Source organism: Silvania hatchlandensis, assembly GCF_025564065.1.
Classification (GTDB): Bacteria; Pseudomonadota; Gammaproteobacteria; order Enterobacterales; family Enterobacteriaceae; genus Enterobacter; species Enterobacter hatchlandensis.
Map to the genome: position 1 here is coordinate 1 of NZ_JAMGZK010000045.1, position 20,172 is coordinate 20,172.

The 20,172-nt window shown below is 57.6% G+C and carries 17 protein-coding genes; 3 read left to right on the forward strand and 14 right to left on the reverse strand.

Going from position 1 to position 20,172, the window contains the following annotated elements; genetic code table 11:
* On the forward strand, positions 1–113 hold a 113-nt coding region (locus M8014_RS08265), incomplete at its 5' end, for a hypothetical protein (RefSeq protein ID WP_271280868.1).
* 42 nt (positions 114–155) lie between these two features.
* On the opposite strand, the gene M8014_RS08270 is transcribed toward M8014_RS08265, so the two are convergent.
* The 7 genes from M8014_RS08270 to cmoM form a co-directional block, all read right to left on the reverse strand.
* Positions 156–803 carry an MBL fold metallo-hydrolase gene (locus M8014_RS08270; protein WP_271282043.1) on the reverse strand — a complete coding sequence of 216 codons (648 nt, stop codon included), beginning with the start codon at positions 801–803 and terminating at the stop codon, positions 156–158.
* Positions 804–821: 18 nt separating this feature from the next.
* Positions 822–1,370 (reverse strand): peptidoglycan L,D-endopeptidase MepK, encoded by a 549-nt coding sequence (gene mepK, locus M8014_RS08275; protein ID WP_271269435.1) that lies wholly within the window; start codon positions 1,368–1,370, stop codon positions 822–824.
* 178 nt (positions 1,371–1,548) lie between these two features.
* Complete coding sequence (gene ldtD, locus M8014_RS08280) at positions 1,549–3,372, reverse strand: L,D-transpeptidase (RefSeq protein WP_271282044.1); 1,824 nt, start codon at positions 3,370–3,372, stop codon at positions 1,549–1,551.
* 181 nt (positions 3,373–3,553) lie between these two features.
* The gene (gene mukB / locus M8014_RS08285; protein ID WP_271282045.1) at positions 3,554–8,002 is read right to left on the reverse strand and encodes a chromosome partition protein MukB; all 4,449 of its coding nucleotides are present in this window, start codon (positions 8,000–8,002) and stop codon (positions 3,554–3,556) included.
* Positions 8,002–8,706 (reverse strand): chromosome partition protein MukE, encoded by a 705-nt coding sequence (gene mukE / locus M8014_RS08290; protein WP_271282046.1) that lies wholly within the window; start codon positions 8,704–8,706, stop codon positions 8,002–8,004. Before mukE ends, mukB begins: the two co-directional genes overlap by 1 nt.
* A complete protein-coding gene (gene mukF / locus M8014_RS08295; RefSeq protein ID WP_271282047.1) occupies positions 8,687–10,009 on the reverse strand; it encodes a chromosome partition protein MukF in 1,323 nt (440 codons plus the stop codon). The genes mukE and mukF overlap by 20 nt, the downstream gene beginning before the upstream one ends.
* Before the next feature lie 3 nt (positions 10,010–10,012).
* Positions 10,013–10,786: a tRNA uridine 5-oxyacetic acid(34) methyltransferase CmoM gene (gene cmoM, locus M8014_RS08300; protein ID WP_271282048.1), complete on the reverse strand. Its 774-nt coding sequence runs from the start codon at positions 10,784–10,786 to the stop codon at positions 10,013–10,015.
* A gap of 124 nt (positions 10,787–10,910) precedes the next feature.
* On the opposite strand from cmoM, the gene elyC reads away from it, so the two are divergent.
* Complete coding sequence (elyC, locus tag M8014_RS08305; protein WP_271282049.1) at positions 10,911–11,690, forward strand: envelope biogenesis factor ElyC; 780 nt, start codon at positions 10,911–10,913, stop codon at positions 11,688–11,690.
* Here elyC and M8014_RS08310 read toward each other — a convergent pair.
* The 7 genes from M8014_RS08310 to M8014_RS08340 all read right to left on the reverse strand — a co-directional run bounded on the left by M8014_RS08310 (position 11,667) and on the right by M8014_RS08340 (position 19,961).
* Entirely contained in the window at positions 11,667–12,560 is an 894-nt protein-coding gene (locus M8014_RS08310) for a YcbJ family phosphotransferase (RefSeq protein ID WP_271282050.1), read from the reverse strand. The genes elyC and M8014_RS08310 overlap by 24 nt on opposite strands.
* Positions 12,561–12,685: 125 nt before the next feature.
* Positions 12,686–13,432 (reverse strand): 3-deoxy-manno-octulosonate cytidylyltransferase, encoded by a 747-nt coding sequence (kdsB, locus tag M8014_RS08315; protein WP_271282051.1) that lies wholly within the window; start codon positions 13,430–13,432, stop codon positions 12,686–12,688.
* Positions 13,429–13,611 (reverse strand): protein YcaR, encoded by a 183-nt coding sequence (ycaR, locus tag M8014_RS08320; protein ID WP_271282052.1) that lies wholly within the window; start codon positions 13,609–13,611, stop codon positions 13,429–13,431. Before ycaR ends, kdsB begins: the two co-directional genes overlap by 4 nt.
* 45 nt (positions 13,612–13,656) lie before the next feature.
* Positions 13,657–14,886 carry a winged helix-turn-helix domain-containing protein gene (locus M8014_RS08325; protein WP_271282053.1) on the reverse strand — a complete coding sequence of 410 codons (1,230 nt, stop codon included), beginning with the start codon at positions 14,884–14,886 and terminating at the stop codon, positions 13,657–13,659.
* 15 nt (positions 14,887–14,901) lie between these two features.
* Entirely contained in the window at positions 14,902–15,906 is a 1,005-nt protein-coding gene (gene lpxK, locus M8014_RS08330) for a tetraacyldisaccharide 4'-kinase (RefSeq protein WP_271282054.1), read from the reverse strand.
* Positions 15,903–17,651, reverse strand: coding sequence for a lipid A ABC transporter ATP-binding protein/permease MsbA (msbA, locus tag M8014_RS08335; protein ID WP_271282055.1), 1,749 nt, complete (start codon positions 17,649–17,651; stop codon positions 15,903–15,905). The genes lpxK and msbA overlap by 4 nt, the downstream gene beginning before the upstream one ends.
* Before the next feature lie 36 nt (positions 17,652–17,687).
* The gene (locus tag M8014_RS08340; RefSeq protein WP_271282056.1) at positions 17,688–19,961 is read right to left on the reverse strand and encodes a ComEC family protein; all 2,274 of its coding nucleotides are present in this window, start codon (positions 19,959–19,961) and stop codon (positions 17,688–17,690) included.
* Positions 19,962–20,020: 59 nt separating this feature from the next.
* Between M8014_RS08340 and M8014_RS08345 the strand changes: the two genes are divergently transcribed.
* Positions 20,021–20,167: a hypothetical protein gene (locus M8014_RS08345; RefSeq protein WP_271282057.1), complete on the forward strand. Its 147-nt coding sequence runs from the start codon at positions 20,021–20,023 to the stop codon at positions 20,165–20,167.
* Positions 20,168–20,172 lie beyond the last annotated feature (5 nt).

Genomic DNA, 20,172 nt, shown 5'->3' on the forward strand with positions numbered 1-20,172 from the left:
TGGGTCAGATGGTCAGGCTGCCGACAAGAAGGGAAAGGGCCTTCCCGAGGGTGGTAAAGGAGAGGCCCTGGAGGTACACCACAGCCCCGAAAAAGGGCCAGTCAGTTGCTTAACTGACTGGCATTACTGCATATGCAGGCTTTTTTAATTCGTTTTTACCAGACCGGCATTTCATCCTGCAGGAACGGGTTGTGTAAACGCTCGTGCCCCAGCGTCGACATCGGGCCATGCCCCGCCAGAAACGTCACATCATCACCAAGCGGCAATAATTTTTCTTTGATCGAGCGGATCAGCTGAACATGGTCGCCGCGCGGAAAATCGCTGCGCCCTACCCCGCCTTTGAAGATCACGTCGCCGGAGATCAGCAGACGCGACTGGTCATCAAAGAAAACGATATGGCCCGGCGTGTGCCCCGGACAATGCAGTACCTGTAGCGTCACATTGCCGACATTAACGCTCTCACCTTCGTTCAGCCAGCGATCGGGCGTCAGCGGGAGACACTCATCAAGACCGAACATGCGGCTTTGGGAAGGTAACCCCTGCAGCCAGAACTCATCCTCTTTTTCCGGGCCAATTACCGGCACACCATAATGTTGCGCCAGCTCTGCCGCCGCGCCCACATGATCGAGATGACCGTGGGTCAGTAAAATCTGCATTAAGGTCACGCCAGCGGCAGCGACTTCCTGTTTGATTTTGTCTGCATCGCCACCCGGATCGACCAGGGCAGCGAGTTTGGTTTGTTCACACCAGATAAGCGAACAGTTCTGGGCGAAGGCGGTGACCGGAATAATACGATAGTTCATACTGCTCCTGATTTGTTATTACCAGTGCCGCGTCGGCCCGGTATCAATATGCACAAAGTTGCTACGTGGGTAATATCCTACACCACCTGCGCGCATAGATAACGCAGCTTTGCGAACATTGGCTAACGAAACGCCTTCAATATGAAAATCCATTGCCTGCCCCTTGGTGTGGTAGCTTTTTTTGGCTACCCCACGGCTGTGGGCGCGCAATTCATTATTGGTATCCAGGGAACGATACCCGGAGACGAGCTGGACCGGTTTGCGGGTTCCCAGCAGGCCTTGCAGGCGGAACAGCTGGTCAAATAATCCTGGATCGATGGCTTTAATTTTATTCGCGCGAAAATCACGGAAAAAATGGTTCAGCCTGGCTAACTCATCCTGAATATAGCCTTTGCCATCAAAAAACTCGGCTTTAAGAGACTCACCAGTATGCAGGTTATTGAGAGTCAAAATACGTGGTCGAGGGGTCGAGAGGGTGGCAAACGCTGGCGTCGGAATAATGGCAGCGCCCAGCGCAATACCCCCTAATGCCAACAACTTGCGGCGATTAGCGTCGAATTTGTCCATTATGATCAAGTCTACAGGTCAATGTTATCGTAAGTATGCACTTCAGCGCACGATGGGCACATTACCGGGCAAAACCGCCAACGTCAAGGCACCCAAACCCAGGAAAGACGGGGCTTGCAGCCGCAATGCCCCGTTTTCTCCCACACTTACGACAACTCAATTTACAGAACTGCTTCATTTACCTGATCAATTGCTCGGCTTTTGCCAAAATTTGTGCGCCCGATCGCGCCGTCTCATCGTAATTGTAAATATCTGTACGATACTGCGTCCGACCATCCTCTCCCACAAACGCGGTGAGATAGTAAAGATTAACCGGAATATTTTGGCGGATATTCACATATCGCGTGTCGCCTTGCTTAAGCGCATCGGAAATACGTGTGTCATTCCACCCTGCATCCTGTAACAACATGTTCGCCAGTTCAGAGGCTTTATTTACGCGCACGCAGCCGGAGCTAAGGGCACGGCCATCTTTCTGGAACAGGTTGTGGTTAGGCGTATCGTGTAGATAGATAGCGTCCGAGCTTGGCATATTAAATTTGTAGCGACCCAGCGAATTATGCGCTCCCGGTGCCTGCTGGAAGCGGAACGGTAAATTGGATGGCGTAATGGTCGCCCAGTCTACGCGCCAGGGGTCAATCGCCTCTTTGCTGTTCCAGCCCCGCAGCACCGTATAGTTGTGACGTTCCAGATAGCCCGGGTCATCCCATACCTTAGGCAGGATATCTTTACGTGCCAGCGTCGGCGGTACGTTCCACGGCGGGTTGACCACCACGTTATTCAGCGCGCTGCTCATCATCGGCGTTTTACGATCCGGACGTCCGACAATCACCCGTGAGGCCAGCACTTCGCTGCCGTTCTGGTAATAGACCAGCGAAAAGGCCGGGATATTGACCATGATGCCGGTGGAAAGCGTTCCCGGCAGCAGTCGCAGACGCTGGATGTTCAACGCCAGCACCCCGGCACGCTGTGCTGGCGTCACATTCAGCCAGTCACGCGTCGACTGGCCAATGACGCCATCAGCTCCCAGCCCCTGGATGGTCTGGAATGCTTTGACGGCCTCAACCAGGCTCCGGTCATACGCTGCGGGTTTGCTGACGACAGATTTCGCTTTCTTCTCAACAGCTGGTGCCGACGGGCTGACCACCACGCTTTGCGGATCGTCGCCCGGCAGGGCAATTTTTGGGCCGCCGTCCAGCACGCCGGACCGTTTCAGGATCTCACGCAGCGCCGGAACATCACTGCTCCACTGACCCGGACGCAGAGTGGTGGTCCCTTGCATCTGCGGCCAGGGCTGGGTGTCGGCCACCAGCGTCAGCATCGACTGATGCATGGCGGCATACTGCGGATGTGCAGGCGCAAGGCTTGCCACAAAACGCGGCACCGTGCCGCTGTCCAGCGCCACCTGCCACTGGTTAATGACCGACAGCGGCGGCGTCGCCAGTTTGTACGGCTTGCTGCTGTAGAGCCAGCGGTTGCCATTGACCGGGATCCCCGCCACGAACTGCAGGTAGCCCATCATCGCATCAGAGAGGATCACGTCGCGCGCCATGCCGGTCACCGCAGGCTGGGTCAGCAGTTCGACCCAGGCGGTGAATTGGGGCTGAAAGCCTGCAATAGCGACTTCGGCAAGCTGCTGCTGGAACGCACGCACGGCATCACGATCTTCCCACATGGGCTTCATGTCGCGGGCGGCATACAGCAGCGTAAGTTGATTAAGATAAGCTGGCGTGTACCCCGCAGGCAGCGCCGCCAGCAACTCCTGACGACGTTGTTGGGCATTGACATCGGCAGGCAGCGGTTGAATACCGGCCATGATGGCGGTCGCTGGCGATTGCGCCAGCGGTTGTGACAGCGCCGTAGGCTGTGTGCCTATCGTGGCAGAACTGTCGGCCGGCACCAGCTCGGGCTCATCGGCGTGCGCACTAAACAGTGGAGCAACAATCGCGGCCAGGCATAAACTCAGCGCTGACCGTCGAAGACCATACATTTTATTTAGCAACATCCCTTGCCCCCTGTTTGCTATTTTCGCGCCCTCATCATCCGGGGCTTCTCTTCAGTATAGAAAGTAAGGCAAGCGGTAGCGTTACCTTATATAAAGAATTTTAAAGTTAACGCAGCCGGACGTACACGCACAAGACATAAAAAAGCGGCACAAAGGCCGCTTGTATTATTTTTCAGATACCTCAGGAGGCATCTGCCGTTCCAGGAAAGGATTCCGGCGGCTGTGGCGCAAAGCCGCGCAGCCCGACAACGTGAACATGCTCACTATTCTGGTACACCTTACGCACCAGCTTATAGGTCGTCCCTTTCTCAGGGCTAATGTTTTCCGGTGCCGCAATGATGAGCTGCATATCCAGACGATCGCACAGCTCAAACAGCGTAGCGATAGAGCGGGCATCAAGACGCGCCGCTTCGTCGAGGAACAGCAAACGGCATGGCGAAATGTCTTTGCCGCGCAGACGACGGGATTCATCTTCCCAGCTCTGCACCACCATCACCAGAATCGACATCCCGGTACCGATTGCTTCACCGGTCGACAGGGCGCCAGATTCCGCACGCAACCAGCCGTCGGAGCCACGGTTAACTTCCACTTCCATCTCAAGATAGTTGCGGTAGTCCAGCAGCTCTTCACCAATGGTCTGCGGCGTACGCTGCCCCATGTCGATCTGCGGGTTCAGGCGCTGATACAGCTTCGCCAGCGCTTCCGAGAAGGTCAGGCGGTTACTGTTGAACAGATCCTGATGTTGTTCGTGCTGCTCAGCCAGCACGTCCAGCAGCGTGGCGTGGGCTTCACGTACGTTGACGTTTAAGCGCACGCTGTTGACCTGGCCGAATGACACGTTTTGCAAGCCCTGGTTGAGCTGGCGGATACGGTTCTGTTCGCGCTGAATGGTCTTACGGATGATATTGGCCACGCTGCGGGAGCTGATCGCCAGCTTCTGTTCACGGGAGGTCAACTCTTCCGTCAGACGGCCCAGCTCGATCTCCATCTGCTCGATGGCTTCGACCGGATCGTCGGTGCGAATAATATCCTGACGAATACGTTCACGCAGATGCTGATACACCGCCACGAAGAACTGAATTTTGCGCTCAGGACGCTTGGGATCTTCCGACATGCGCAGAACATCGCGCAGATGTTCGTTATCCGCCACCGCCAGACGCAGCGCACCCAGCGCCTTATCCGACATCGAACGCAGTTCATCCCCGGATAGGTAGGCCAGCTCACGACGGTGCAGACGACGCTCAACGCCGTTTTCTTTCACCATTCGCATCACCGCACACCAGCCCGCTTTGGCGGTGACGACCTGCTCGCGCTTCTCGTGGTAATCACGTTCCAGCTTGCGCAGGTGGCGGGTCAGGTTATCCATCTCCGCTTCGCAGAAGGTCAGCGCTTTTTCCAGCTGATTGCGGCGCGCACGGTTGTTACTGAGCTGGGCATGCAGTTCGTCACGACGAATGCGCGCCCGCTCTTCTGCCCCGCTGTCGGCACGGACGCCGATATCCTGCAGCTCTTTATGCAGGTCGGTTAACAGCTCTTTCTTGGTGTCATACGAGCTCTTCAGCGACGCCTGCACCTGATTGTACTGACCCAGCTGCGCGGCATGGCTGCGCAGCATTTCGCGGGCGCGGGTACGTTCCAGCTCGGCCTGCTCCAGACGCTGGCGCAGCTTTTCGTTCAGATCGCTGTTGCCGCTGAGCATTTCTGCCGAATCGGAATAGCTAAAGTGCACGCGACGCTGAGCGACTTCCGTCAGGGCAAACGCCTGCTGACGTGCTTCGCGCTGCACCTGCTGCGACCAGGCGTAGTCTTCTTTTAACTGTTCATACTGCTCAGGGTCGCTTTGCAGGACCGACAGCAGCGGCTCAAGTTTCGCCAGCTGGTTGCCGTGCTGCTGAACAAAGCGCGCGGCTTCCTGCGCTTCATCCAGACGCTCCTGAATCTCATCGACGCGATCGGCGAGCGTATCATCCGCCAGCAGGTTCAGGCGCGGCAGGATACGGTTAAGCGCCGCCACGCCCTCTTTCGCCTGCTCAAACTGCACGCGGCTCTGCTGGTTGTCATTCTCGTGATTCGAGATCGCGCGTTCCAGCTCGCCGCGACGAGTGGTGAGCTTGCGGATCTCGGCTTCCGGATCGGCATCAAAGGCCACGGCCAGATGACTGCCGATAAAACGGCTGAACGCCTGGTGCAGACGCTGGGTTTTCTGCACGTCAAACGAGAGCGTGGCAAAGCGCTCAGACAGGGATTCTCGCTCGGTATGCAGGCTTTCAATGCGGCTTTCACGCGCGGCGCGGCCAAACAGCGGCAGCGTCGGGAAACGTGAATAACGCCACTGACGATCGGCGACCTTCACCACCACCGCTTTTTCCAGCTCATCGACGCTGAACACGCTGTCATCGAACGACTGCGGATCCCCTTCGATCAGGTAGAGATCTTCCGGGCAATCTTCCAGCCCGGCAAGCTGATCGGCAACCAGCGACAGATCCGGAACCACGATCGCATGACGCGACGGACCGTACAGCGCGGAGTAGTACGGCGCATCTTCAAGGCTGACGTCGTCATAAATTTCTGACAGCAGCACGCCGCCAAAGCGTTCGGCCAGGGTGTTAAGACGCGCGTCTTCCGCCCCGCCCGGCTGGCTTAAGCGTTCAATTTCTTCATCGACTGCCCGCTTGCGGGCACCCACTTCATCACGTTCAACAATGGCTTCGCGCTCGCGCTCCAGCAGTTGCTGCAGATATTCAGTGACGTCCTGGCCCGATTCAAACGCTTCACCGCACTGGTCGCTGAGCTGGCTCAGGCTGCTTTGCGCCGCCAGCCAGACTGGCGCGCGCTGCATCAGGGTCTGAATACGCGACTGCAGTTGCTCCAGCTCCTGGCGCAGCTGCATGCGTTGTTCGCTGGCGCTGGAAACGCCATCAGAGAGCGAGGCGATGCGCGCTTCAAGCTCCTGATGCAGGGCTTCCAGATCGTCGATATCGACCCGTTTGCCCTGGCGTTTACAGAACTCCGCCAACAGACGTTCCGCTTCCTGCTGTTCGCGCAGACGCTGTTCCAGCTCGTTCAGACGCATGCGCAGCGGCTGGACCTGCTCTGCCTGATGGCGCTGGTTAACGCCGTCACGCAGCAGCTCGCGCGCCACGCCCCACGCTTCAGCGCGGGCCAGCGGGCCGTTAATCGCCGCCACCAGCTGGTATGCCTGTTCAAACTGGCTATGCGCGCTTTGCGCCACGCTCATTTTCTGGTCGAGATTCAGCAGTTTTTCGGTGGCTTCCAGCTCTTTGGCCTGGAAGGTTTCCAGCCACTCGTCGGCGCTTTCCGGGGTTAAATCCGGCAGATGACACAGCGCTTTTGCACGGTTTAACGCCTGCAGAGCCTGGTTGTACTGAATGGCGCGGGTTTGCTGAACGTCCAGCGCCTGCTGGTAGTCAGCAAGCTGGCTTTTCAGCTCATCCACTTCCAGCTCTGCGGCTTCGGCGCGGGCCTCGTTCTCTTCCTGCTTGTCGGCGGCTTCGGCCACCACTTCGTTCTGCTCTTCCAGACGAATTTGCAGCTCATCGAGATCCGCTTCGTAGCGCTCAATTTTTTCCTGCTGACGCAGCGCGGTTTGCACCAGGTTCAGGTGATCGCTGGCGGCCTGATAATCGGCCTCCAGATCCCCCTCGGCACCGTTTTGCTCGCCCAGCTCACGCGCCATTTCGACGTGCTTATACTGCTCAGACGACAGCTGCTGACGAGAGGTAAACAGCTCGCGGCGATACTCCAGCGACTGATCGAGATGAATCCGTCGTTCGTTGGCGTGGCGCATGTAGTCCGCCGCCACGTAGTTGGTCGCTTCGCTGATCAGGTGTTTGAACAGATCGCGATCCGACTGGGTGACGCGGATCGCTTCCAGCGTCATGCGGTTTTCGCGCAGCGCCGCTTCCATATCCTGGAAGGCCTTACGCACCCCACTGTTCTCCGGCAACAGATAGTCGCGCAGGGAGCGGGTAATGGCGCTGGAGATCCCGCCATACAGCGAGGCCTCAATCAGGCGATAGTATTTACTGCGATCCGACGCGGAGCGCAGACGACGTGCCACAATGCCCAGATCGAACATCAGCGAGTGGTAGTCGGTAATGGAGTTGAACTGCTTAAACTGCACGCCTTCGATGGCTTCCAGCTTGTCTTTCAGTTCTTGCAGGGTCAACACGCGTGCCTGACGATCGTTCAGGGTTTCCGTTAACAGCGACGTAGGCTGCACGGAGGTTGGCAGCCCCTGAATGGCGAACGGTTTGATGTCCACTTTACGGTCGCGCCCGGCAACCTGCTGCAAGCGCACACCAACAACCACGCGCTGATGACGGGAGTTGATCACGTCCAGCACGGAATAACAGACCCCGGCTTTCAGCTTGCCGTGCAGGCCTTTGTCGCGCGAACCGCTTGTGGCACCCGCTTCGGTGGTATTACGAAAATGCAGCAGCGTCAAATCAGGGATCAGCGCCGTGACGAACGCCGCCATGGTGGTGGATTTCCCTGCCCCGTTACCGCCCGAGAGCGTAGTGACCAGCTCATCGAGATCAAAGGTGCGGGCAAAGAAACCGTTCCAGTTAATCAGCGTCAGTGAGCGAAATTTACCGCGTTCAATCATTATTCTTCCTCCCCGCTATCCGGCTGATGGTCTTCATGCTCGTCATTGAGCTGCAAATGGTTTTCTACCGGCATCGCTTCGCCATCGCGGATCATCCGCAGCTGGGCTTCACGGGCGTCATCTCCGACGCGCACATCAGCGCCGAAGCGGAAGACCGATTCCGTGATGCGGAATTTGCTGCTGTCGTGACCCATAAACCAGACCATCCCCAGACGGCGCAGGCGGTTCAGGGAAGAGCGCACTTTTTCCTGCAGCTTCTGGCGATCCACGTCTGAACCGGTGGAACGGTTGTTCACCAGCTTCAGCAGTTTGCCTTCATCCGCCAGCGACAGCAGCTCGTCGTAGAGCTCCTGCTGGGTGAAGATGCCTTCATTAGCCAGACGTTCCGGGCTGAGATAGAGGTAGCAGAGGATCTTGCCGACCATCATATCCAGTTCAGAAAGCACCGAGCGCGGGATAAGCGTGGTGGAGCGCGGACGCAGGTAGAAGAAACCTTCCGGGGCGCGGATCAGCTCCACGTTATAGCGGGCATAAAACTCTTCCAGGTATTCCTGAAAATCCATCAAAAAAGCGTGATTATCCAGCTCGTCGAGACCCACATGACGACCGGCACGCAGCTGGCTGTCCAGCGCCGGAAAGATCGGATTTGCCAGCGCCTGGGCCAGCTTAACTGGCATCACGTGTTCAATATTTGTCAATGACATGCGCCTGTACCTTGGCTCCGTAATCGTTAATCGGCTGCCATTTCGGCGGCAGGCCGGAGAAATCTGCTTGCGCGACGCCCAGGCGTACCGCCTGATCGACCACAATGCGGGCGATATCGAAATGTCGCGCGCGCGGGTATTGCGCGAGGTAGTCGCGCACCACCAGGCCGAGATCCAGCGGCGTCTGACGGGCTTTGTAGACCGCCAGCTGCTCCTCGATCATCGCGGCGAGCTGTTCCCGAATCTCGTTAAACTCTTCATATTCCAGGTCTTCCGGCAGTTCACCAGTCACCTCTTCGTCACGCAGGCTCATCTCTTCGTCACGCATATCGAGCAGACGGTCGGCACTGGCGTAGGTCAGCGCCCATGGTGCATCGAAGTAAGTCTGGACAGACTGGCGTAAACGCTGCGCAAACACGCGGTTCTTATCCATATCGATCGCGGTACGGATAAACTTGTGTACGTGGCGGTCGTAACCAATCCACAGATCGATCGCCTGCTGTCCCCAGCTAATAATGCGATCGAGTTTGCTCTGCAGGTCGAACACCAGACGGTCAACAAAGTGCAGATCGTCATGGCTGAGGGTCGCATCCTGAATACGCAGCAGGTTAGCCTGCAGCTTATCGCCCGCGGCTTCCAGCGTATCCTGCAGTTCACGCAGTGTTCCGGACGTTTCTGATAACAGCATTTCACAGCTGGAAATGGCCGCGCGCCAGTCTTTGTTCAGCAGCTGGCCGATGTCATCTTTCACCAGCTGTTGCTGCTCATCCATGATACGTTGAGTCAAATCGATGCTGTCGAAAATTTCGGCTACCGAATACTTCAGCGGCGCATAGACGTTGCGATGCCAGTGGAATTCGTCGCCGCCTTCATCTGCGGCATCGGCCGCACGCTTCAGCTCGCCTGCCACAATCGAGAGCTGCATTGAGAGGCGCAGCGTCGAGAATTCACGCTGGCGAATATAATAGTCGGTGATCCCGATACCGAGCGGCGTCAGGCGATAGATGGCATTCCCTTCCGCCAGCTCGCTGGTAAAGCGGTTCAGCAGACGTTGACGCACCATATCGTTAATCGCGTTGTTGGCACGCACATTAATGGTTTCGCTGGTTTGCTCAAACGCATCACTGACATGGCGGAACGCATCCACCAGTTCGCCCTCGCTCATTTCTCCATCCAGCCGTTCGCCGTTCAGCGTGGCAACCGCCAGCAGAAAAGAGAGTCTGTCTACCGGCAGCGAGAGGGAGAAATCGTTTTTTCGGGCCCAGGCAACCAGTTCGGGGACTGTCTGGGAAAATTCACTCATAGGTTATCCTTGCGGCTTTTGCGCGGTGACGTGTATATAACGGCCAAGGCTGATATACGGCTCCTGGCGGCAATACCGCGTTTCTATTTCTGTCAGGGCGTCCAGACAGTCGTGCTGTTTTTGCTTATCACGCAGATAATCATGAAACACCCTTATGCCGGTTTTCCCGGTAATCTGCCAGCCGATCGCTTCCAGCCAGCCATAGACTTGCTGCGGATCGCGCGGAAAGTCCGGTGAAAGCGTGCGCCGTTTCTTTTTATACATACCCTGCTGCACATAGCCAAAATTGCCCACCAACACATTACGCATCAGCAGGCCGTTAGCATTGTAGAACATCAGCGACAGCGCGCCGCCGGGGCACAGTATTGACCACAGGGTCTGCAACAGCGCCTGCGGTTCGGCCACCCACTCCAGCACCGCATGAGACAATATCAGATCAACCGGGCTTTCCAAATGTTGGGCGATGTCCTGAGCGGCGCAATGTATAAATTGCATGTTATCGCTCACACCTTTTTCAACTGCAGCCTGTTCTGCCCGGACGATCATCTCTGCCGACAGGTCGCACAGAATGACATGATGGCCGAGCTGGGCCATTTTTATCGCCGTCTGACCTTCACCGCCTCCGGCATCCAGGACGCGCAGTTTTTGCGTGCCGAAGCGGGCGAGCAGGATATCCAGATCCTGCCAGAGGATCGTCTGACGCAGCTGCCCCTTGGTCGTGCCATAGATGTTGCGGGAAAACTTTTCCGCGATGTCATCAAAATTGCGATCCCGCATTGGGAGAGCTCCAGCCACTTACGGCAAAACCGCTATTTTGTCACAGCCGGGCGGAGAATGAACCTCTCTGGTGTAATATCGCTGGCAATCGTCTGCTGTATGCTCAAAAAAGGAACCAGAAAGGATGCTTTTTACCCTAAAAAAATATATTGGCGGCATGATGCTGCCTCTCCCTCTCCTGCTGCTGTGTATCGCGCTGGGCCTGGGGTTGCTGTGGTTCAGCCGCTTTCAGAAAACCGGCAAAATCATCACCACCGCAGGCTGGCTGATTCTGCTGCTGCTGAGCCTGCAGCCGGTCGCCGACGGGCTGTTGCGCCCGGTGGAAGAAAAGTACCCGACCTGGCAGGGAAATCAGAAGGTGGCGTACATCGTGGTACTCGGCGGGGGCTATACCTGGGATCCCGAGTGGGCACCCAGCTCAAACCTTATTAACAACAGCCTGCCGCGCCTTAATGAAGGCATCAGGCTGTGGCTGGCCAATCCGGGATCGAAGATGATCTTTACCGGCGCGGCGGCGAAAACTAATCCGGTGAGTACCGCCGAAGCCGGGGCGCGCGTGGCCCAGTCGCTGGGGGTGCCACCTGAGGCGATCATCACTCTCGACAGCCCGAAAGACACCGAAGAGGAAGCTGCGGCGGTGAAGCAGGCCATTGGTGATGCCCCCTTCCTGCTGGTGACGTCGGCCTCGCACCTGCCGCGGGCGATGATCTTCTTTGAACAGGCGGGATTACACCCGCTGCCTGCGCCTGCCAACCAGTTGGCCATCACCGCACCGCTCAACCCCTGGGAAAAGATTATTCCGTCCCCGGTCTGGCTGATGCACAGCGATCGCGTAGGCTATGAGACGCTCGGACGCGTCTGGCAGTGGCTGAAAGGCCCCTCAGGCGAGCCAGGGGAGCAGTGATTTAGACGCCAGATCGAAGTTGGCCCGGCTAAAGCGCCCGGTGTTCACCAGTTGGGCCACTTCATCCCACAACATATACAGCCAGCGCCGCCAGAGGAATGATTCGGAAACTGGCGCGCGCTGCAGATAGTGCCAGAGTAAATCTTCTGCCAGCCCGCTCTCGCTCAGGCGAAACAGTTCATACTCACGCGGGGCCCATAACATCACCCCTGGTCCCACCATCGCCAGCAGCTGATCGCTGCGCGGATCTTTGAGCATACTGCGCAAGGTGAAGCTGCCGTGGATCAGCACGCTGTTATCGTTGAAGCCCTCAAACAGCGCGGGCAGGCACTCGCGAGTCCGAAACAGGATCCGTTTGTCCTGCATGGTCAGGCCGGTGTTGCGGTATTGATTGAGCGTTCCCCACAGCACTTCCACCCGCTGGCGGTACCAGAGTGGCCAGAGATTTTCCTGGGTGTTATCCACCGCCCCCACCAGTCCGCCGCTATCCATCCGATGCCAGGCCAGCAGCGCCTCGACTATCTGATCTTTTAGCTGTTCCCAGCGATCCGGGGTACGCGCCGGGGCTTCAACAGAGACGCCGCGCAGGCGCTCAATGAGTAACACGTCAGGGCCGGGATGCTCCTCATGCGTCATCACACCGTACACGGTCGGCATTCTTACCGTGCCGCTGCGGGCAAGCATCGAAATTTTCCACGCCAGCTGCCGGGCGACATCCGGGGTAGAAAAGCTTCGCGCCAGTAGCGGCATGGGGTTTCCCTGACTGTCGTATAACGACCAGAGCGTGGTATCTGCCTTTTCATTCACACATTCCACACGACTCAGTTTTTCGCCCAGCAGATGGCTGAGCTCGACTCGCAGCTGTTCCATTTGACATTACCCCCACTAAGACTACTGCTTCTATAATGAGCGTGTGGCGAGCGGATGTCACTCTTATGAGACGAATCTGTATGATTCAGGCAAAAAAATCCCCTCAAAGGAGGGGATGGTGGGGATTAACGAAGTTCGGCGCGCACGCGCTCAAGATCTTCTGGCGTATCGACGCCCGTACCCGGCACTTGCTGCGCCACGGCGACGTGAATTTTCTCGCCATACCACAGTACGCGAAGCTGCTCGAGCATTTCGATATTTTCCAGCGGGCTTGGCTGCCAGGTCACGTAACGGCGAATAAAGCCGGCACGGTAGCCGTAAATACCCAGATGACGCAGGATGTTATCGCCGATGCTCTCCCGGGACGCGGCAAAACGATCGCGATCCCACGGGATGGTGGCGCGGGAGAAATAGAGCGCGTAGCCTTCAGCGTCCAGCACCACCTTTACCGCATTAGGGTTGAAGGCTTCTTCCGCACTGTGAATGGGCACTGCCAGCGTCGCCATGCCGATCTGACGCTGGGCCAGGTTTTCAGCCACCTGGCGAATGATAACCGCCGGGATCATCGGCTCATCGCCCTGCACGTTAACAATCACGGTGTCATCGCTGAAGCCACATTTCTCCACCACTTCCGCCAGACGTTCGGTACCGGACTGGTGGTCAGCGCGGGTCATACACACTTCGCCGCCAGCGGCCTCGACCGCACGAGCAACCTCTTCATAATCGGTTGCCACAATCACCCGATCGGCACCTGACTCACGCGCACGTTCAAGTACGTGCACGATCATCGGCTTACCGTTGATATCCACCAGCGGTTTGCCCGGCAAGCGGGTGGACGCGTAGCGCGCGGGAATAATGACCACAAAACTCATGGTTTGCTCTCTTCTGGCGCCAGCGAGCGGGCTTCAGTTTCCAGCAGAACGGGGATCCCGTCACGCAGTGGAAAGGCCAGGCTGTCCAGTTTGCAGATCAGTTCCTGCTTATCCTGGCTGTAATAGAGTTTGCCGTTGCACACCGGGCAGGCAATGATTTCAAGTAAACGGTGATCCATAGTTCCTCCGTACAAATAATCTGTAAAGTTTACCATATTCCTTTTTCAGGCCGCGCCTATTTCCCAGCCCTGTCGGCAGGTGGAGAAAAGTGCATCAGGCAGATGCCCCAGACGGATCCGCGTTGCCCCCTGCCAGCCCGCAAAATCGCTTATCGCGGTAAAGAGCCCTTTCTCCAGCCCGGCGCTGACCTTCACGCCCTCTTCCAGATACAGGGAAATAATTTCCAGCTCGCCGGTTTTGCGATGCATTTTGGCATCCATTCGCCCCACCAGCTGGCCTTTATGCAGCAACGGCAGAACGAAATAGCCGTACTGGCGCTTCGGCGCCGGGGTGTAGCACTCCAGCCGGTAACTGAAGTTAAACAGTTGCTCCGCACGCTTGCGATCCCAGACCACCGGATCAAACGGCGAGAGCACCGCGCTGTAAGTGGCGGTGAGCTTACCTTCCTGTGCCTCTTTCAACAGCGGCAGCAGATCGGTGTGCAGCCACATCTCGCCCAGGGTTTCGACCTCTACACGAACCACCCGCTGCAGCGTCTGCCAGCGTTCAAGCAGCAATGCCAGCGCAGGCTGACGTAAGCGGTAATAATCGGCTAGCCATTGCGGGCGAAAAATGCCCAGACTGCGGGCGCTGTTTTCCAGCATCATCTCTTCTGCCGCTGCCTGGACCAGTGTATCCCGGCTGTCATCCCATTCCGGCATGACGCGGTGCGTGAGATCATAAACGCGCTGGAAATTACGCCGTTCGACAACCATCACCTTCCCGGCGGTAAATAACCCCTCAAGATGGCGTTTATGCGGTTTCCATTCCCACCAGCCGCTGGTCCCTTTTTGCGGATGGGCAAAATCAGCGGAACGGACCGGGCCATTATGCTGGATGTGGGCGATCAGCTGGTCAATCTCCACTGCGTGCTCCTGCATCCACGCCTGGCGGTATTTCCAGCCCATATTATCCGGGGAGAGCATTCTGTGGCGTACCAGGGCAAAATCGCTGCGCGGCAGGAAGCAGGCTTCATGCGCCCAGTACTCCATTAATTCCCCGCGGCGAAGGGCGTTATCCAGCCACTCGGGCTGATAGCTGCCAAGGCGGCTGAACAGCACCAGATATGGACTGCGGGCGACAATGTTGATGGTGTCAATTTGCAACAGCGACATGCGCTGGATAGTGGGAAGGATATCGACGGGCCGGGCGCGGCGACGGGGCTTCTTTAACAGCCCCTGTGCGGCAAGATGAAGATGACGTGCGGACCTGAGCGTGAGTTGCGGTAAAGCCATGCCTGTTCCTGTCAATTAGTGCGCGGGTGAAACCTCATCAACCTGCTCCACCAGCGCCATCAGCGCCTGGAGCAATCGTTCAGGCTGATCGCCCTGCAGTTGGGCATCAACCGGCAGATACCACCAGTTCTCGCGGGCAAAAGGTCTACATTTCACCGCATCTTTTTCGGTCATGATCAGCGTCTGGCCCGCTTCAGCGAATGCCGAAACCTGGTCCAGACTCAGCGCCTGATGATCGGCCAGCGCAACGGTGTTGATTAGCCGGGCACCACAGGCTTGCAGGGTGCTAAAAAAACGCGGCGGGTGGCCAATGCCGGCCATCGCCACCAGATTATTCAGCTGCGCGACGTCCCGGTGTTCGCCTGTGAGCAGATTGACGGCCTGCGATGGCCGCAACTGCATCGGGATTTCACCCGGCTGCGCGGTGCCACCGTTCACGATAACTGCATCGACGGAGCGCAGACGGGCAGCGCGTTCGCGCATTGGCCCGGCGGGAAGCCACCAGCCATTGCCGAAACGACGCACGCCATCAATCACCACAATCTCTTTATCCCGCGCCAGCGCGTAGTGCTGCAGGCCGTCATCGGTAATAACGATCTGCACCTGCGCCTGGGTCAGCAGCGCCTGCACCGCTTCGCTGCGCACCGGCGAGACCGCGACGGGCGCACCGGTGCGCTGAAATATGAGCACCGGTTCGTCACCTGCTTCTGCCGTGGTGGTCTCTGCCGTTAACAGCAGCGGATACTTCTCTGCCTTACCGCCGTACCCGCGGGAGACCACCCCCACGCGGATGCCGCGTTTTTGCAACTGCTCTACCAGCCAGATCACCACCGGCGTTTTGCCGTTACCCCCTGCGGTGAGGTTACCCACCACCACCACCGGCACCGGCGCACGCCAGGCCCGCTTAAGCCCCACTTTATAGCTCAGGCGGATCAGGCCGCTGACCAGGCCGTACAGCCAGGAGAGCGGCAACAGCAGCAGCCAGAGCGGAGATTCACCGGACCAGATGCGGGCAATCATTCGCCAAACTGCATCTTATGAAGCTGTGCATACACGCCGCGATGAGCCAGCAGATCCGCATGGCTACCCCGCTCGACGATGTAGCCATCTTCCACCACCACGATTTCGTCGGCCTTTTCGATCGTCGACAGGCGGTGCGCAATCACCAGCGAGGTGCGGTTCTTCTGCAGTTCGTCCAGCGCAGACTGGATCGCACGTTCGGATTCGGTATCCAGCGCAGAGGTAGCCTCATCAAGGATCAGGATTGGGCTGTCACGCAGCAGCGCGCGCGCAATGGCGATACGTTGACGCTGGCCGCCGGAAAGCAGTACGCCATTCTCGCCCACCACCGTGTCCAGGCCATTATCCATCTTGCTGATAAAGTCCATGGCATAGGCCATCCGCGCGGCATTTTCAATCTGCTCGCGGCTGTACTCTTCATTACGGGCGTAAGCGATATTATTGGCGACCGTATCGTTGAACAGATGGACATTCTGGGAGACCAGCGCGACCTGATTACGCAGCGACCGCAGGGTATACTCGCGCAGGTCGTGCCCATCGATCAGGATCTGGCCTTCATCGATGTCGTAAAAGCGGGTGATCAGGCTGGCGATAGTGGATTTACCCGAACCCGAACGTCCCACCAGCGCGACGGTTTTCCCTGCTGGAATGGTCAGGTTGATGTTACGCAGCGCAGGTGTGTCGCGCCCTGGGTAGGTAAAGGTCACGTTGCGGAATTCAATATCGCCGGTTGAGCGCTCAATCACGCGTTTACCGTCATCTTTTTCCTGCTCGGAATCGAGGATCGCGAACAGCGTCTGGCAGGCTGCCATTCCGCGCTGGAACTGGGCATTCACGTTGGTCAGTGATTTCAGCGGACGCATCAACGCGATCATAGAAGAGAAGACCACGGTAATGGTACCGGCGGTTAAGGTTTCCATCACGCTTGGGAAGCTGGCGGCATACAGCACAAATGCCAATGCCAGAGAGGCAATAAGCTGAATGATCGGGTCAGAAATAGAAGAGGCTGAAACCAGCTTCATGCCCTGCAGACGCATCTTGTTGCTGACCTTATCGAAGCGCTGGGTTTCGACGTCCTGGCCACCAAAAATCAGCACTTCTTTGTGCCCTTTCAGCATCTGTTCGGCGCTGGTGGTCACCTGCCCCATCGTATTCTGCATGTTCTTACTGATATTACGAAAACGCTTAGAGACCACGCGAATCGCAATCGACACAATCGGCGCCAGCACGATAAGGATCAGCGACAACTGCCAGCTGTAATAGAACATCAGAATAAACAGGCCAATGATCGAGGCGCCTTCACGCACCACGGTAATCAGCGCATTGGATGACGACGCAGCCACCTGCTCAGAATCGTAGGTAATGCGCGATAGCAAGGTCCCGGTTGACTGCTTATCGAAGAACGCAACAGGCATACCCATCATATGGCTGAACAGACGGCGACGAATGGTCATCACCACTTTGCCTGATACCCAGGAGAGGCAATAGCTGGAAACGTAGCTGGTGATGCCGCGAACGACCATCAGACCAATAACCACCAGAGGCATCCATAGCAACACTGAGCGATCCGTTTTACCAAAACCGTCGTCCAGTAACGGTTTGAGGAGCGATAACATAAAGGTATCGCTGGCTGCGTTAAGGACTAACGCTACGCCTGCCACGATAAGCCCCGTTCTGAAAGGAGCAATCACCGGCCAGAGTCGGCGGAAGGTCTGCCACGTGGAAAGATCTTTGTCGTTATGCATTCAAAAAACCAGCATTTGTTGAAATAGCCGCATATTCTACCCGTTATCTCCGGGCGCGCCAAACCACTGATGATACCAACGAGGTAAAATTTGCTCCCGTAAGCGCCGGATTTGCCAGCCTTGTTGTGAAAACGTCACCGTTATTTGTCCATATCGGGGGGTTGTGAGCCACAGATACCCCTCATTTTTGTAACGTCGGGCCACTTTGACAGAAGGCAGCCGCCAGGCGTTATAGCGGGAGGCCGACACCAGCGCAATCTGCCCGCCCGCGCGCTGCACCAGCGGCAGTGACGACGAGGTATTGCTGCCATGGTGCGGCACCTGGATAAGTGTAGACGCAAGATATTGCCAGTGACGGCTGAGCAGCGCTTTTTCGCCCTGCGCTTCAATGTCGCCAGTTAACAACAGGCTATGAACGCCATCCTCAATTTTGACGACGCAGGAGCCGTTGTTGCCGCGCTGCGCTGAGGCAGAGAGGGGCCAGTGGGCGGTGAACGTCAGTCCCTGCCACTGCCAGCGCTGCCCGCGAAAGCATGCCCCATGACCAGGCCAGCCCAGCGGACTTCGTATCCACATTTCCGGCCACGCATTGCGTAATGACTCCAGCCCACCGATATGGTCCAGATGCTCGTGGCTTACAATCACGCCTTCGGGGTGTAAGTGATGCCAGCGCAGCCAGGGGATAATCAGCTGCTGAGCGCTATCGCCACCTGGCCATGCCGGGCCGGTATCATACAGAATCACCCTACCCCGACGCTCGATAACCATCGCCAGCCCCTGACCGACATCCAGCATATGCACGGACCACCCGTCTGTTGTGCTGTTCCGCCATAACGGAAAGGTGAGCAGTATCAGAGCCGAAAGACAGACTATCGGGTAGACCCGAAACCCGCGCATTCGCCAGGCAATGATCGCGCCCCAGGGCAATAAGGTCAGCCACAGCCAGCGTTTATCGACCGTTATCCAGCCGTCTGGCAGCGTGGTTAAAAAACCAAACAGCAGCGACAAAGATCGATCCGCCAGCAGCCAGACTGCGTTTTCCGCACCAGGGAATGGCCAAAGATGCAGCCACATCCCCAGCAGAATGAGCGGCACTGAGATAAAGGTCACCAGCGGGACTGCAATCAGGTTTGCCACCAGCGATGAGAGACTAAACCCATGAAAGACCACCACCTGCACCGGCAGCAACAGCAGCAACATCCCGAGCTGCAGATGCAGCAGATTCACGCCTGCGCGCAGGGGCCATGGCAACGACCAACGTGGGTTTGGTATCCACTGATACCAGAAAATCAGCGCCGCCACCGCAAAAGCTGAAAGCAAAAGGCTGTATGAGAGCACCGCCAGCGGTTCGACCAGTAAAATCGCCGCCACGCAAACCAGCCAGACCTGCCACGATGACCAGCGGCGACCGCTCAGCCGCAGGGCAAGATACACCGCCAAAGAGACCACCGTGCGCAGCGCCGGGGGCTGCATGCCAGTTAGCCAGGCGTAAAAGGCGGCAAAGCAAAAGCCTGCCACCAGCGGCGCGCGCCAGCACACCCAACGACCGGGGATAAAAAACTGGATGCCGCGCGCCAGCAGCCAGATGACCGAGGCGGCCAGCGCGATATGCAAGCCGGAGATTGCCATCAGGTGGGCGGTACCTGTTTCGCGCATCAGATTTTTAATCTCCGGCGTCACCGCCAGACGTTCCCCCATACCCAGCCCAAGCAGGACCGGCCCCCAGGCGTAAGGGGATAGCGTTGTCGTTAGCGACGTCAGATAACGTGCGCGCAGGCTGCAGCGACTCTCCTTCACCTCGGCATGGGTAAAGCGTCCGGTCAACGGCTGATGTTGCGCCAGGGCATAGCGCTGAGAATCGAATCCCCCTTCGTTGAGCTGCCCGTGAACGGCGCGTAACGATAAGGTCATATTCCAGCGTTGCCCGGCACAACCGGTCTGCGGCAGAGCATTGCCATACAGGGTGATGCCCACCGCGGGTAGCATCCGTCTGCCGTTGAGCCGAACGATGCGCCCCTGATGTACCGTGGCACCATCGCTGGCGATGATTTCCACCTCTGCCTTCTGCGGCCCGGTTGTCAGATGCTGCATCGGCCAGACGGCACTCAGCGCCGCCAGTCCTCCCCACGCAAAAAAGAGCAGCCAGAATCCGGCATAGTGGGCGGCTTTAACGCGCGTTAAGGCCAGCGCCACACCGACCACCAGTGTGGCGTGGATGACGGGCAGTTCGGGCAGTTCGGGCAGCACGGGCAACCACAGCAGCGGCGAAATGGCCAGGATCAGACATGCCGCTAAGGCAGACAAACTCATTCACACCTCCCTGTTTCGGGCCAGTGTGCGGCTTCGGGGTCGGTGTGTCAGGCTGGAAAATGAAAGGTTACGAGGAAGGCTGGCGGGTGATTATTGGTTTGCAGCAACTCTCGGCAGGAATTGCGGGGCAACGTCAGGATGTTGAAAATACCCACAAAAAAAGCACCCGCAGGTGCTTTCTTTTGACAACTCAGTTTTACCCGTAGGGAAA